The sequence below is a fragment of the Trujillonella endophytica genome (assembly GCF_900110555.1).
Lineage (GTDB): Bacteria > Actinomycetota > Actinomycetes > Mycobacteriales > Geodermatophilaceae > Trujillonella > Trujillonella endophytica.
This window is the reverse complement of record NZ_FOEE01000005.1, coordinates 238,701-253,434: the sequence shown is the minus strand read 5'-3', so window position 1 is coordinate 253,434 and position 14,734 is coordinate 238,701. Positions and strand designations below refer to the sequence as shown.

Annotated in this window: 15 protein-coding genes; 14 read left to right on the top strand and 1 reads right to left on the bottom strand. The window is 74.7% G+C overall.

What is annotated here, in order from left to right; genetic code table 11:
* Positions 1-17: 17 nt before the first annotated feature.
* The gene (locus tag BMY88_RS10370) at positions 18-1,280 is read right to left on the bottom strand and encodes a cytochrome P450 (RefSeq protein WP_091942929.1); all 1,263 of its coding nucleotides are present in this window, start codon (positions 1,278-1,280) and stop codon (positions 18-20) included.
* Positions 1,281-1,459: 179 nt separating this feature from the next.
* On the opposite strand from BMY88_RS10370, the gene BMY88_RS10365 reads away from it, so the two are divergent.
* From BMY88_RS10365 to ftsR, 14 genes are all read left to right on the top strand, one after another.
* A complete protein-coding gene (locus BMY88_RS10365; RefSeq protein ID WP_091942777.1) occupies positions 1,460-2,248 on the top strand; it encodes an SDR family oxidoreductase in 789 nt (262 codons plus the stop codon).
* Between the two features lie 13 nt (positions 2,249-2,261).
* The gene (locus BMY88_RS10360; RefSeq protein WP_091942775.1) at positions 2,262-2,894 is read left to right on the top strand and encodes a TetR/AcrR family transcriptional regulator; all 633 of its coding nucleotides are present in this window, start codon (positions 2,262-2,264) and stop codon (positions 2,892-2,894) included.
* Between the two features lie 58 nt (positions 2,895-2,952).
* Positions 2,953-4,041, top strand: a complete 1,089-nt coding sequence (locus tag BMY88_RS10355) for a hypothetical protein (RefSeq protein ID WP_091942773.1) — start codon at positions 2,953-2,955, stop codon at positions 4,039-4,041.
* Positions 4,042-4,119: 78 nt separating this feature from the next.
* Complete coding sequence (locus BMY88_RS10350; RefSeq protein ID WP_091942771.1) at positions 4,120-5,247, top strand: pectin acetylesterase-family hydrolase; 1,128 nt, start codon at positions 4,120-4,122, stop codon at positions 5,245-5,247.
* 300 nt (positions 5,248-5,547) lie between these two features.
* Positions 5,548-7,065, top strand: coding sequence for an aldehyde dehydrogenase family protein (locus BMY88_RS10345; RefSeq protein ID WP_091942769.1), 1,518 nt, complete (start codon positions 5,548-5,550; stop codon positions 7,063-7,065).
* A 168-nt stretch (positions 7,066-7,233) separates the two neighbouring features.
* Positions 7,234-7,425, top strand: coding sequence for a DUF1918 domain-containing protein (locus BMY88_RS10340; RefSeq protein ID WP_091942767.1), 192 nt, complete (start codon positions 7,234-7,236; stop codon positions 7,423-7,425).
* Between the two features lie 9 nt (positions 7,426-7,434).
* Positions 7,435-9,513, top strand: a complete 2,079-nt coding sequence (locus BMY88_RS10335) for an elongation factor G-like protein EF-G2 (protein ID WP_091942765.1) — start codon at positions 7,435-7,437, stop codon at positions 9,511-9,513.
* A gap of 102 nt (positions 9,514-9,615) precedes the next feature.
* Positions 9,616-10,296: a cardiolipin synthase ClsA gene (gene clsA / locus BMY88_RS10330; protein ID WP_244524577.1), complete on the top strand. Its 681-nt coding sequence runs from the start codon at positions 9,616-9,618 to the stop codon at positions 10,294-10,296.
* Entirely contained in the window at positions 10,293-11,288 is a 996-nt protein-coding gene (locus BMY88_RS10325) for a DUF881 domain-containing protein (RefSeq protein WP_091942763.1), read from the top strand. The genes clsA and BMY88_RS10325 overlap by 4 nt, the downstream gene beginning before the upstream one ends.
* Positions 11,285-11,617 (top strand): small basic family protein, encoded by a 333-nt coding sequence (locus BMY88_RS10320; RefSeq protein ID WP_091942761.1) that lies wholly within the window; start codon positions 11,285-11,287, stop codon positions 11,615-11,617. Before BMY88_RS10325 ends, BMY88_RS10320 begins: the two co-directional genes overlap by 4 nt.
* A gap of 83 nt (positions 11,618-11,700) precedes the next feature.
* On the top strand, positions 11,701-12,600 hold the full coding sequence (locus BMY88_RS10315) for a DUF881 domain-containing protein (protein ID WP_244524576.1): 900 nt from the start codon (positions 11,701-11,703) through the stop codon (positions 12,598-12,600).
* 84 nt (positions 12,601-12,684) lie between these two features.
* The gene (gene gcvH / locus BMY88_RS10310) at positions 12,685-13,089 is read left to right on the top strand and encodes a glycine cleavage system protein GcvH (RefSeq protein ID WP_091942758.1); all 405 of its coding nucleotides are present in this window, start codon (positions 12,685-12,687) and stop codon (positions 13,087-13,089) included.
* A gap of 308 nt (positions 13,090-13,397) precedes the next feature.
* Entirely contained in the window at positions 13,398-13,919 is a 522-nt protein-coding gene (odhI, locus tag BMY88_RS10305) for an oxoglutarate dehydrogenase inhibitor Odhl (RefSeq protein WP_091942757.1), read from the top strand.
* Between the two features lie 75 nt (positions 13,920-13,994).
* Positions 13,995-14,660: a transcriptional regulator FtsR gene (ftsR, locus tag BMY88_RS10300; RefSeq protein WP_244524575.1), complete on the top strand. Its 666-nt coding sequence runs from the start codon at positions 13,995-13,997 to the stop codon at positions 14,658-14,660.
* Positions 14,661-14,734: the final 74 nt, after the last annotated feature.

The window sequence follows — 14,734 nt, the reverse complement described above, 5'->3', positions numbered from 1 at the left end:
GAGCCGGGGGAGCGCGGTCAGGGGATGTAGGCAGGCAGCCGCTCGATGCCGTGCACGAAGGTGTTGGGGAGCCACTCGGGCTCACCGATCTCGATGTCGGGGATGCGGGTGAGCAGCTGCTGGAACAGGTTGCGCAGCTGCGACTTCGCGACCGAGTGGCCGAGGCAGTAGTGCACCCCGCCGCCACCGAAGCCCACGTGCGGGTTCGGCGTCCGGGCCAGGTCGAAGTCGTGGGGCCGCTCGAAGACCGTCTCGTCCCGGTTGCCCGAGCAGTAGAAGAGCGCCACCTTCTCCCCGGCGAGGACGGGCGTGCCCCGGATCTCGGTGTCGACGACGGCGGTCCGGGCGAAGTCCATGACCGGGGTGCCCCAGCGCACGAACTCCTCGACCGCCCGGCCGATGCGGCCGTCCCAGTCGGCCATCAGCCACTGCTTCTGCTCGGGGTGCCGGGACAGCGCGAGGATCGTGTGCGAGGTCGTCTGCTTGGTGGTGTCGTTGCCCGCCGAGGACAGCAGGATCATGAAGGCACCGATCTGCTCGTCGGTGAGGCGGTGCCCGTCGACCTCGGCCTGGACGATGTTGGTCATCAGGTCGTCGGCGGGGTGCTCCCGCCGGTGCCTGGCGATCTCGATGGCCGCGGTCCTGAGCAGCTCGATCTGGCTGAGCATGAAGCCCAGCGGGTCGACGCCGGCCGCGCGCTCGGCCGGACTCGGGCCGGCGAACAACGCCTCGGCCGCGTGCCGGACGGCCTCCCGGTCGCCGGGGGCGATGCCGATCATGTCCGACACCGTGCGCATCGGCAGGATGCCCGAGCAGGCGGTGACGAAGTCGACCGAGCCCGCGCCGACGAGTCCGTCGACGATCTCCTCGGCGCCCGCCGCGATCTGCGACTGGACGCGCGCGACCTGCCGCGGGGTGAACGCCTCGCTGATCAGCCGCCGGAACGTGGTGTGCTCCGGCGGGTCCATCATCAGGAAGAAGGCCGTCATCTCCTGGATCTGCTTGGGCAGCGGGCTGATCGCGATGCCCTCCGCCGACGAGAAGATCTCCGGCCGCCGGCTGACGAAGGTGATGTCCTCCAGCCGGGTGGCCGCCCAGAAGCCCGTCTCGGCGTGCGGGAAGGGGGCGTCGAAGGGCTGGTGCCAGCTCAGCTCGCCCCGGCGCAGGGCGGCGAAGGACTGCTCGCGCTCGTCGAACGTCCGGTCCCAGAACGCGCGGCTCGAGAGGTCGACCTCGGAGTAGGGCCGGGGGCTCGCCGGGGGGGTGCTGGGCAGCGTCACGAGGATCTCCCTCAGGGCCGGTGGCGTGGAGGCCGGATCGGTGGCCGTCCACTCCGCCACTCTGATTCCGACGTCGAATACTGTTCCGGACCGGCCGCCCGCCGTCAACGCCTTGCCGACGGAATGCGTCGGTATTAGCGTCGGCCGGCACGAGTCCGAGTCCACCGAGGGAGTGCGCGATGGGGGAGACCAGACGGGTCGCCGTGGTGGGGGCGGCCTCCGGCATCGGGGCGGACCTGCTCGCGCGGTGGGTCGAGCGCGGGGACGAGGTCCACGTCCTGGACCACGTCGCGGTCGGCGGCGCCGACGCCGCGTCGATCGCGTGCGACCTCCGCGACCCGGCGAGCATCGAGTCCGCGGTCCGGGCGCTGCCCGACGGCCTCGACGCCGTGGCCCACGTCGCCGGCGTCCCCGGCACCCGTCCGGCGGACGACGTGCTCGCCGTCAACTTCCTCGGCATGCGTCACCTGGTCGAGTTGGTGCTGCCCAAGGTGGTCCCCGGCGGGGCGGTGACCGTGGTGGCCTCCACCGCCGGAGGGGCGTGGCGGGCCCGCCTGCCGGCGCTGGAGCCGCTGCTGGCCACGGACTCCGTGGCCGCCGGGCTCGCCTGGCTGTCCGACACCCCCGCCGGCTACCCGGTCTACAACCTGTCGAAGGAGGCGGCCATCGCCTTCGTCGCCCGGCGGTCGGTGGCGGCCTGGCGCGAGGGACGGGTGCGGCTGAACACCGTCAGTCCCGGCCCGGTGGAGACGCCGATCCTCGGCGACTTCGAGCAGTCGATGGGCAAGGACGTGCTGGACGGCGTGCGCGCCGCCGTCGGCCGGCACGCCACCACGGCGGACGTCGTCCCCGTGATCGACGCCGTCTGCGGAGCGGGCTTCGGCTGGGTCATCGGCCAGGACGTGCAGGTGGACGCGGGCTTCATGGCCGGACTGGCGTCGGGCGCGACGGTGCTCGCCGGCCGCTGACCGGGCCGGACCGGTGAGGGACGACGAGCCGGCCCCGTCCCCGCGGCGGGGCCGCCCCCGGGACGCGGCGGTCGACGACCGGATCCACCGCGCCGCCCGGGCGGTCTATGCCGCACGCGGCTGGGCGGGGTTCAACTTCGACGTCGTCGCGCGGGAGGCGGGGGTCAGCAAGGACGCGATCTACCGGCGCTACACCAGCCGGGTCGACCTCCTGCTGTCCGCCATGGAGCGGACCTTCGCGGAGCAGACGGCGGTGGCGCCCGGCGCCGACCTCCGCGAGTACCTGGTCGCCGTCGCCACCGTGTACTTCCATGACTTCGCCGAGGGCACCGGGCGCGGCTCGCTGCGGCTGTTCATCGAGGCCCCGGACAACCCGGAGCTCACCGGGGCCTCGCACCGCCTGCGCTCCGTGGCCGGCCTGCACCGGATGCGCTCGGTCATCCGCGACGCGATGGCGGCGGGCCGGCTTCCCGCGACGACGTCCCCGACGCAGGTCATCGAAGCGATCCTCGGCGCGATCGTGATGCACGTGCTGGTCACGCCATCCGTCCTGCGCGAGCGCATGCTGGCCGAGTCCTCGGACTACGTCGACGGGGTGGTCGACCTGGTCCTGCGGGGATGCGGGTACCGGTTCCCCGGCGAGTGAGGCCAGCGCTCCGGGGCGCAGGCGTGGAACCGTCGCGCATCCGGCAGGATCCCGCCCCATGCCTTCCCTCTGCCGTGCCACCCGGTCGCTGCCCGCCGTCGTCGTGGCGACGACGCTGCTGGTCTCCGGATGCGGCGCGGACGGCGACGACGGCGGCGGCCTGCCGACCGCGCCGGGCGGCGCCGCGGCCGACGACTCCGTCGCCGGGATGCTGGCGCTGCTCCCACCGATGGACGACGACGAGATCGGCATCGTCACGGTGAGCCGGTGGCACGCCGCCGCGGAGGCCTACGGCGTGCCGGTGCCGCCCGCGGGTGCCGACCGCGACGCCGTCCTGGACTACCTGGTGGCCCTCAGTACCGGCGACGGCGGACTGGCCCCGGCCAGCGCCCTGCTGGACCTGCGCACCGCCGCGAGCGCGTCGACCCAGGAGGAGTTCGGCTTCGCCCCGCAGGCGGTCGCCGCCGACGTCAGCGCCGGCCTGCCGCCGCAGGTGGTGTCCGCCGCCCGCGGGGACTTCGACGTCGACGCCATCGGGGAGGCCACGCGGTCGGGCCCGGTGGCCGTCGACGTCGAGGAGGTCGAGGTCGGCGGCGTCCCGGTGCTGCGCTGGCGGGAGGACCACGAGACGGACTTCGACCAGGTCACCGCGCTGTCGCCGATCGGCAGCGCCGGCCGGCTCGGCCTGCCCGACGAGGAGACCCTGCTCTACGCCACCGACGACGACGGCATCGAGGCCCTCGCGGACGCCGCGCGGGGCGGGGAGAGCCTGGCCGACGACGAGGACCTCGCCGCGGTCGCCGGCGCCCTCGACGCCGAGGACGTCCTCGCCGCCCAGCTGACCCCCCGCCCGGAGGGCAGCGACCTGACCTACGAGGCCGTCGGCATCGGCCTCGCCTGGGACGGCGCCGCGCGGGTGGTGCTGGCCTGGTCGACGGACTCGGGGTCCGACGCGCAGGCGCTCGCCTCGTCGGTGGAGGAGCTCGTCACCTCCGGCGAGAGCGTGGCGACCGGGCGGCCCTGGGCCGACCTGCTCGGCGACCCCGACGTCCGCGTCGACGGCTCGCTCGTGACCGCCGTCCTCACCCTCGAGGGCGCACCCGGCCGGTGGGCGACCTTCCTGCTCCAGCGGGAGAACCTCTTCTAGACACCCGGGGATCACGGCGAAGTTACCGGCGGGTCACGACTTCGCGCGGAAGGCCGGGCACAGCCCTACGATCCCGCCATGTTCCGTCGCAGCCTGCTGACCCCCGTGGTCGCCGCCCTCGCCCTGTCCGGGCTCGCGGCCTGTTCCGATGACGACTCCGGCTCCGATTCCGCGGACGGCGACGGCTCCGCGTCGTCCTCGGCGGCGGAGACCGAGGCCGGGCAGGCCGAGGAGATCACCTGGGAGAAGGTGACCGCCCCCGCCGAGTGCCAGTGCAGCGACGCGTCGGAGTACCACTACTGGATCCACCAGGGCGACACCGACCGCGTGGTGTTCTTCCTCGAGGGCGGCGGCGCCTGCTTCAGCGCCGAGACCTGCGCCCCCGGCGAGTCGGCGACCTACAGCACGTCCCTCGCCGACGACTCGCCCGACGGGCCCGGCGCCAACGGCAGCGTGGTCGACGGCGGGCTGCTCGACCTCGACAACCCCGACAACCCGCTCGCCGGGGCCAGCGTCGTCTACGTCCCCTACTGCACCGGCGACCTGCACCTGGGCACGACCAGCCACGACTACGGCAACGGCGTCGTCGTCCAGCACAAGGGCAGCGTCAACGCGACCACCGCCCTGGACACCCTGGCCGAGGAGTTCCCCGACGCCTCGGAGGTCATCGTGCTCGGGCAGAGCGCCGGGTCGGCCTCGGCCGCGCTCTACGGCGGCCTCGCCGCCGACCGGTTCCCCGACGCGCAAGTGACCGTGCTCGCCGACGCGTCCGCCGCCTACCCCGGCGACGAGGCGCTGACGACGGTGGTCGGCGGTCTGTGGGGCATCGCCGCGGGCCTGCCGGACTGGCCGGAGGCCGCGGGCGACCCGCCCACCGCGTGGTCCCTACCCGGGCTGTTCGTCCAGACCGCCGAGCACGTCCCCGGCATCCGGCTGGCGACGATCAACACCGCCGACGACGAGGTGCAGCGGCGCTTCGCCGACCTCATCGGCTTCTCCGGCACCCCCCTCGTCGAGCTGATCGACGGCAACACCGCGCAGATCGAGTCCGCGGGGGTCGAGCTCGACACGTGGGTCGGCGCGGGGACGACGCACGTGGTCACCGCCCGCGACGAGCTCTACGAGGCCGAGGTCGGGGGCACCCTGCTCATCGACTGGATCACCGACGTCGTCAACGGTGAGGACGTGGAGGACGTGCACGTCTGACCCGACGACCAGGCACGTCAGGGGCCGCTCCGGATTCCCGGGGCGGCCCCTGCGCCGTCCCGGGGGAGCCCGCGTGAGGACGACGCGGTGCGTGCCCCGACCCCGCGCGGTCGCACCGGACCGAGAACGGGGACTCCCCTTGTCACCCTGTGATCACTGTTACAGACTTGCCGAACTGTCGACGGATCGCGGCCCGGGACCCCCGGCGCGGCTCGGCAGCGCGGAGCCGACCACGGTCCGTCGGCGCGTCGAGCGTCGCGACCCGACCGGCCCCGCGTCTCGATCTGTGGGAGCTAGTAGATGACAGCGGTGGACAGCGAGACCGGCGTCCTGGCCGGCGACGACCGGATCCTCATCGACGGGGAGCTGCAGCACACGGCCAGCGGGGCCTTCTTCGACGTGGAGAACCCCGCCCTCGGCGAGGTCGCCGGCCGGTGCACCGACGGCACGGTCGAGGACGTCGACCGCGCCGTCAAGGCCGCCCGCCGCGCCTTCGAGCAGACCAACTGGCGGCGCGACGTCGAGTTCCGCCACCACTGCCTGATGCAGCTGCACGAGGCGCTGAAGGAGGAGCAGGAGCGGCTGCGCCGGATCGTCGTCACCGAGACCGGCACGCCGCTGGCCGCCACCTACGGCATCCAGATCGCGCACCCGGTCGAGGAGTCGGCCCACTGGCCGGAGTTCGGCCGGAACTTCGAGTACCTGCGCGAGCTCGGCGTCGACTCGGCCATGGGCATGTCCTCCCGCCGGATCGTGCAGTACGACCCCATCGGCGTCGTCGCGGCGATCACCCCGTGGAACACGCCCCTGTACCTCAACATCGCCGAGTCCGTGCCGCCGCTGATGGCCGGCAACGCCGTGGTGCTCAAGCCCGCGCAGCTCACCCCGTGGATGGGCACCGAGCTCGGCCGCATCATCGCCGAGAAGACCGACATCCCCCCGGGCATCTTCAACGTCGTCGTCGGCGAGTCCAACGAGGTCGGCGGCGCGCTCGCGGCCCACCCCGACGTCGACATGGTCACCTTCACCGGCTCCACGGCGGTCGGCCGGTCGATCCTCGCCGCCGGCGCCTCGACGGTGAAGAAGGTGATGCTCGAGCTCGGCGGCAAGTCCAGCCTGATCGTGCTCGACGACGCCGACCTGATGTCGGTCCTGCCCGTGGCCGCCGGCACCGCCTGCTTCAACTCCGGCCAGAGCTGCACCCTGGCCAGCCGCATCCTGCTCCCGCGCTCGCGGTACGAGGAGGGCATCGCGATCCTCAAGGGCGCCATGGAGATGATGCCGTTCGGCGACCCGTGGAACGTGAACAACATCCAGGGTGCGCAGATCAGCCGCACGCAGCAGGAGAAGGTGCTGGGCCTCATCCAGGCCGGCGTCGAGTCCGGCGCGCGGCTGGTCACCGGCGGCAAGGCCCCCGACGGCCTGCCCGGCTACTTCACCCAGCCGACGCTGCTCGTCGACGTCGACCCCACGTCGCGGATCGGCCAGGAGGAGATCTTCGGGCCGGTCCTCACGGTGACCCCGTACGACACCGAGGAGGAGGCCATCGCCATCTCCAACGACACCATCTACGGCCTCTCCGGCGAGGTCGCCAGCGCCGACGAGGAGCGTGCCCTCGCGGTCGCGCTGCAGATGCGCGCGGGCACGATGGTCGTCAACGGCGGCTCGTACTTCGGCCTCAAGACCCCGCTCGGCGGCTACAAGCAGAGCGGCCTCGGCCGGCGCAACGGCCACTGGGGCTTCGAGGAGTACCTGGAGATCAAGGCCATCGGCCTGCCGCTGCGCGACAGCGGCAACGGCCCCCGCGTCGTCGACTGAGGACCCCTCCAGCCGCCCACCGCTCGACCACCTGCGCCGCCGGACCCACCCGGGTCCGGCGGCGCGGTGCGTTCCGGGGACGGGGGGGCTGGGGTCTTGTCCGGCGATCCGGCTGCGGGCAGGGTGTGACGCACACCACTCGCGAGCCGAACAGCGCCGGAGGCAGCCGTGGAGGCACACGTCGGAGACCGGATCGTCGTCCGTTCCACGCACACGGGAGAGCCGGAACGCACCGGCCGCGTGCTCGAGTGCCACGAACCCGACGGAGGACCGCCCTACCGGGTGCAGTGGGAACCGGACGGCCACACCGGCCTGTTCTATCCCGCGGGCACCGCCACCGTCGTCCACGAGCACGACTGAGGCCGCGACATGGCCAAGGACACCGTCCCGGCGCCGGAGCCGCGAGCCGCCGAGCGGGTGCGCAACGTCGCCCTCGTCGGCCACGCCGGCGCGGGCAAGACGACCCTCGCGGAAGCCCTCCTCGTGGCCACCGGCGCGCTGCCGCGCGCCGGCCGGGTCGAGGACGGCACGACCAACCTGGACAGCGAGGAGGTCGAGGTCCGCCAGCAGCGCTCGGTGGGTCTCGGCGTCGCCACCGTCGAGCACGCCGGGCACCGGATCACCCTGCTGGACACCCCCGGCTCACCGGACTTCGTCGGCGAGCTGCGGGCCGGGCTGCGCGCCGCCGACGCCGCCCTGTTCGTGGTCTCGGCCGCCGGCGGGGTCGACGCCGCCACCGTGCAGCTGTGGGAGGAGTGCGCGGCCGTCGGGCTGCCGCGCGCCGTCGTCCTCACCCAGCTCGACCGCTCGCGCGCCGACGTCGACGACACCGTGCGCGCCTGCCAGACCATGCTGGGGGAGGGGGTGTTCCCGCTGCACCTGGTGCAGCGCGCCCCCGACGGCGGCGTGAGCGGGCTGGTGTCCCTGCTGGAGCCGCACCCCGAGGCGGCCGGCGTGGCCGAGGCCGACCGGCTGCGCGCCGAGCTCATCGAGGCGGTGATCGGCGAGAGCGAGGACGAGACGCTCATGGACCGCTATCTCGCCGGCGAGGAGCTGGTCGTGGCCGACCTGGTGGCGGACCTGGAGACCGCGGTCGCGCGCGGCCACTTCCACCCGGTGCTGTGCGTGGCGCCGCTGACCGGGATCGGCGTCCCCGAGCTGCTCGACCTGCTCGTCGCCGCCTTCCCCTGCCCCCGGGAGCACGGCTGCCCGCCGGTGACCCGCCCCGACGGCCGCCCCGCACCCGCGCTGACCTGCGATCCCGACGGGCCGCTGGTCGCCGAGGTCGTCAAGACCACCACCGACCCCTACCTGGGCCGGGTCTCCCTGGTGCGCGTCTTCTCCGGCACGCTGCGGCCGGACACGCCGGTGCACGTCTCCGGCCACGGCGGCGCCGACCGCGGGCACCCCGACCACGACGTCGACGAGCGGATCGGGGCCCTCTCCAGCCCCCTGGGTGCGGTGCTGCGCCCGGTGGCCGCGTGCCCGGCGGGGGACGTCTGCGCCGTGCCGCGGCTCACCTCGGCCGAGACCGGCGACACGCTGTCGGCCTGCGAGGACCCGTACCTGATGGCCTCGTGGGAGCTCCCGGTGCCGCAGCTGCCGGTCGCGGTCGAGGCGGCCTCCCGGGCCGACGAGGACCGGCTGGCCACCGCACTGGCCCGGCTGGCCGCCGAGGACCCGACCGTGCGCGTCGACCGCCGGCCCGACACCGGGCAGCTGCTGCTCTGGTGCGTGGGGGAGGGGCACGCGGAGGTGCTGCTGGACCGGCTGCGCAGCCGGCACGGCGTCGCCGTCACCACCGCCCCGGTCCGGGTGCCGCTGGTGGAGACGCTCGCCGGTCCGGCGCGGGTCACCGGCCGGCTGGTCAAGCAGTCCGGCGGGCACGGCCAGTACGCGGTGGTCGTGGTCGAGGCCGAGCCCGCGCCCCCCGGCACGGGCATCGTCTTCGACCAGCGCATCGTGGGCGGCACGGTGCCCGGCCAGTTCCACGGCAGCGTGGAGAAGGGCATCCGCACGCAGGCGGCCCGCGGCGTCTCCGGCGACCGGCCCCTGGTCGACGTGCACGTCACCCTCGTCGACGGGAAGGCGCACTCGGTGGACTCCTCCGACGCCGCCTTCCAGTCCGCCGGCGCGCTGGCGCTGCGCGAGGCCGCGGCCACGGCCGGCACGAAGGTGCTCGAGCCCTGGTGCGAGGTCGCCGTCGTGGTGCCCGGCGAGTACGTCGGCGCGGTGATGAGCGACCTGTCGGCGCGTCGTGCCCGGGTGACCGGCACCGACGCCGATCCCGACCGGGACGCGACGACCGTCCGCGCGGAGGTGCCCGAGGTCGAGCTGCTGACCTACGCCGGGGCGCTGCGGTCGGTCTCGCACGGCACGGGCTCGTTCACCCGGGCCCCGCTGGGCTACGAGCCGGCGCCGGCCTCCCTGGTGGCGGTTCCCGCGTAGCCGTTCCCGGATCTGTCGCGTCGTCGGTCTTCGGTCGGTAGCTCGCCGCAGAGCGCGCGAGCGGTGAGGGGGCCGGCGGCCGGTCGACTAGCCTCGGGCAGGGTGTCCAGCGCGCTGTCGGGGGAGGGTTCGGTGACGTCGTCGCACGGGTCGTCGTCCCCGGTGCCGGCCGTGGACCGTGCCGTCGACCGCAACGAGCTGCCCGACCGGGTGTGGACGCTGCCCAACGCGCTGTCGGTGCTGCGGCTGCTCGGCGTCCCGCTGTTCCTGTGGCTGCTGCTGGGGCCCGAGGCTGACGGCTGGGCGGTCGTCGTCCTCATGCTCTCCGGCGTCACCGACTGGGCCGACGGAGCGCTCGCCCGCAAGCTCGGGCAGTACAGCCGCCTCGGTGCGCTGCTGGACCCGGCGGCCGACCGGCTCTACATCGTGGCCACGCTCGTGGCCTTCGTGCTGCGCGACGTCGTCCCGCTCTGGGTGGTCGCGGTCCTGGTCGGCCGGGAGCTCGTGCTGGGCGTCATGCTGCTGGTGCTGCGCCACTACGGCTATCCGCCGCTGCAGGTGCACTACCTGGGCAAGGCCGCCACGTTCATCCTGCTGTACGCCTTCCCCGGCCTCCTGCTGGCCGACGGCGACGGCACGCTCGCGGCGGTGTGCCAGCCCATCGCCTGGGCGCTCACCATCTGGGGCGGCGTCCTCTACGTCGTGGCCGGGCTGCTGTACGTCGTCCAGGTGCTCGGCATCGTCGCCGCCGAGCGCCGGGCGGCCCCGCGGGCAGCACGGTGACCACCGCCACCCCGGGCAGCGGCGGGCTGCGGTCGGCGGGTGCCTCCCTGCTCGACCAGGTGCTGGCCGAGACGCTCGACCCCGCCTACACCCGCGCCGCCCGCGAGCGGGAGGGCCGCCCGGAGCCCGGGCCCGGCCGGCGCAGGGCGGGCCAGGTCGCGGTCGCGCTGGTCATGGTGGCCGCCGGCCTGCTCGCCGCGGTGACCTACCACCTGACGGCGGCCGGGGCCGAGGGGCGGCAGGAGATCCGCGCCGCGCTGGTCGACGACATCGGCGACGCCGAGGACGTCAGCGACGCGCTCGTCGCCGACCTCGAGCAGGCGCGCGCCGACGTCGACAGCGCCCGGGAGGCGGCGCTCGCGGCCTCCGACGAGGGGCAGGAGGCGCTGCGGGCGCTGGACGAGGCCGAGCAGATGGCCGGCACCGTGCCGGTCACCGGCCCCGGGCTGCTGGTCACGCTCGCCGACGCCGAGGCCGACGCGGAGGACGACCCGGTCGGCGGCGACGCCGAGCCCGACCCCCGCAACCGGATCCGGGACGACGACATCCAGGTCGTGGTGAACGCCCTGTGGGTCGCCGGTGCCGAGGCGGTGAGCATCAACGGGCAGCGGCTGAGCCCCACGACCGCGATCCGGTTCGCCGGCGAGGCGGTGCTCGTCGACTTCCGCCCCGTCACCAACCCCTACGAGATCAGCGCCATCGGCGATCCCGACACGCTGCGCTCGCGCTTCCTCACGGTGCCCGAGGTCATCGCCCTCGCCGGCGCGTCGGACTCCTTCGGGCTGCGCTTCGACTTCGGCGAACGGGAGTCGCTGTCCCTGCCCGCGGGGCGCACGCCCGAGCTGCGCTCGGCGACGGCCGTTCCCGACGGCGCCCCGGCCGGGAGCACCCCCGTGCCGGGCACCGTCCCGCCGGGCACCGAGCTGCCCGCCGATCCCGGTGCCGGCCCGACCGGCGGCACCCCTCGACCGACCCCGGAGGCCGACCCGTGATCCCCGTTCTCGGGCTGGTCGTCGGGGTGGTCCTCGGGCTGGTCTTCGAGCCGACCGTCCCGCTGTCGCTGCAGCCGTACCTGCCGATCGCCGTCGTGGCGGCGCTCGACGCGGTGTTCGGCGGGGCACGGGCGCGCCTGGACCGGGTCTTCGACGCCCGGGTGTTCGTCATCTCCTTCGTGTCCAACGTCGTCGTCGCGGCGCTGATCGTGTTCCTCGGCGACCAGCTCGGCGTCGGCGCGCAGCTGTCCACCGCGGTGGTCGTCGTCCTCGGGATCCGGATCTTCGGCAACGCCGCGGCCATCCGCCGGCACGTGTTCCGGGCATGACCGGCGACCCGCACCCGGACCCGGCGCCGGACCCCGTGCCGGATCCGATGCCCGACCCCATGCCGGACCCGGCGCCTCATCCCGTGCCGGATCCGACGCCCGACCCCGTGCCGGACCCGGCGCCGGGGGAGGCGGCCGCGGAGCCGACCCCGCCGGCCGAGCCGAGAGCCGCCGGGGTCGCCACCGAGCCGGCGGCCGAGGGGGCCCCGGCGGCCGAGGAGCTCGAGGCCCGGGAGCCGGCCGCGTCGGCGGCGGGGGAGGCGAACGCCCCGGACGAGCAGCCCGCACCGCCCGGGCGCCGGCGCCGCCGCGACCCCGTCGCCGCGGCGCTGATCGGCGTCCTCACGCTCCTGCTCGGCTTCGCCTTCGCCGTCCAGGTCCGGGTCACCGACACCGACCAGGCGCTCACCGGCGCCCGGGAGGAGGACCTGGTCCGGATCCTCGACGAGCTGGAGGCGGAGGAGGAGCGGCTGCGCGGCCAGCTCGCCGACCAGCGCGCGGCGCTGCGTGACCTCAACGACTCCGACAGTCGCGCCGACGCGGCCCTCGAGGCGGCCCGGGAGCAGGCCGACGCCCTCGCCATCCTCAACGGCACCGTCGCCGCCGAGGGGCCCGGGCTGCTGATGACCGTGCGCGATCCCGAGGGCGAGGTCCGCGTGGCCGACGTGCTCGGCGCCATCCAGGAACTGCGCGGCGCGGGTGCGGAGACGATGCAGGTCGACGGCATCCGCATCGGGGTGAGCTCCGCCGTCACCGGCCAGCCGGGTGCCCTGCGCATCGACGACCAACCGATCACCAGCCCGTACGAGATCGTGGTCATCGGCTCGCCGCAGGACCTGGAGACGGCGATGAACATCCCCGGCGGGGTCGTGGACAGCATCAACCGCCGCGGCGGCGCGGTGGTCATCGCGCAGTCCGACCGCGTCCTGGTGGACGCGTTGCGACCGCTGGAGACGCCTCAATACGCTGAGCCCGACAACTAGCCCTTCCGGGCCCGTCCGGAGGTTCGCGCCGAGCTCGCGGGGCGTGCGGAGGACGGGGCCTGCAACCTCCTGGAGACCTGCCGCATGGCCATCCCCGACGACCGCCGCTACACCGACCAGCACGAGTGGACGCTCGTGCGGGACGGCGACGAAGGGGCTCCCGTCGTCCGGGTCGGCATCACCGACCACGCGCAGGACGCGCTGGGCGACATCGTGTTCGTGCAGCTGCCCGACGTGGGCGCCGAGCTCGCCGCCGGTGACCCGATGGGGGAGGTCGAGTCGACCAAGTCCGTCTCCGACGTCTACGCGCCCGTGGCCGGTGTCGTCGTCGCCGTCAACGGTGCGCTGGAGGCCACGCCCGAGACGGTCAACGCCGACCCCTACGGCGAGGGATGGCTCGTCGACATCCGGGTGGACGGCGGTTCCGGCGACCCCACGGCCGCCCTGCTCGACGCCGCTGCCTACCGGGCGCTGGTCGACGGGAGCTGATCCCCCCGGCCGGGGGCTGATCCGACCGGCGGCGGCACGCGCCGCGCCCCGGCCCGGGGAGCCGCGCCCATCCGCCCGGCGGCTCACTATGCTCGACCCACGACGCACCGCCGGGACCTCCGGCGGCCGCGCTCGTGACCCTGGACCTCCGGTTGACCCTCGGGTCCACCGCTGGTTCCATGACCAACGGCCCGCCGTGCCCTGCGCGGCGGCCGACCAGCGACGGACTGACCGGTCCGTCGTCCGCCGGCCGCCGTGGCCACCTCCCGAGGCCCGCGGCGGTGCCCCCTGCACCGGAGGAGACAGACGTGCACTGCACTCGTTGTGGACACAACAACCCCGAGGGCAGTCGCTTCTGCGCGCAGTGCGGCTCGGCCCTGGCACCCGAGCGGATCGGGGAGTCCACCAGCGTCATCCCCAAGGTCGGCGGTGAGGACTCGGGCGAGGTGGCCGAGGTCGCCGTCGACAGCGCCGCCGACGCGCACGCCGGTGCCGTCGAGTCGCTCCCGGACGGCTCGGCCCTGCTCGTCGTCAAGCGCGGCCCGAACGCGGGCAGCCGCTTCCTGCTCGACCAGGACGTGACCACCGCCGGTCGGCACCCCGACAGCGACATCTTCCTGGACGACGTCACGGTCAGCCGCCGGCACGTGGAGTTCCACCGCGAGGGCGGCGGCTTCTCCGTGCACGACGTCGGCAGCCTCAACGGCACGTACGTCAACCGCGAGCCGGTCGACGTCGCCACCCTCGCCGGCGGGGACGAGGTGCAGATCGGCAAGTTCCGGCTGGTCTACCTCGCCGGCCCGCGCACCGGCGAGCCCGCCGCCCGCTGACCCGTGCCCGGAGCGCGCCGGCACGCGTCCGGGAACGCCGCCGACGAGCACACCCCCCGGCTCACCATCGGGGAGGTGTTGAGCGTCCTGCGCGACGACTTCCCCGACGTGACGATCAGCAAGATCCGCTACCTGGAGTCCGAGGACCTGGTGCACCCCGAGCGGACGGCGTCGGGGTACCGCAAGTTCTCCACGGCCGACGTCGCCCGGCTGCGGTACGTGCTGGCCGCGCAGCGGGACCAGTACCTGCCGCTGCGGGTCATCAAGGAGCACCTGGCGGCGCTGGACAGCGGGCTTCCGCTGCCCGGCGGCCCCGGGCCGGTCGCCGAGGCCGCGGAGGCGGCGCAGTCCGCCGTCGCCGGCAACGGCGACGGCACGATGGGCCCCGAGGAGTTCGCCGAGGCCGCGGGGATGGGCCTGGACCAGCTCGCCGACTGCGTGCAGTTCGGCCTGCTCACCACCGACGCCGAGGGGCGGCACCCCGCCGCGGACCTGGCGGTGGCCCGGGCCGCCGCGGGGCTGGCCCGGCACGGCCTCGAGCCGCGGCACCTGCGGGTGTACCGGACCGCGGCGGAGCGGGAGGCCGGCCTGGTCGAGCAGCTGGTCACGCCCGTGCTGCGGGCGCGCTCGGACGATGCGCGGGGCCGTGCCACGGAGAAGCTGCGCGAGCTGGCGGGGCTGTCGGCGCAGCTGCACACCGCCCTGCTGGAGTCGCGACTCCGGGACCTCCTCCGCCCGTAGGTCGGGCGTACGGTGGACGCACCGGATCCCCGGGGCGCCGCCGGATCGCGCCGACCCGACTGCCCTGCCGGGAG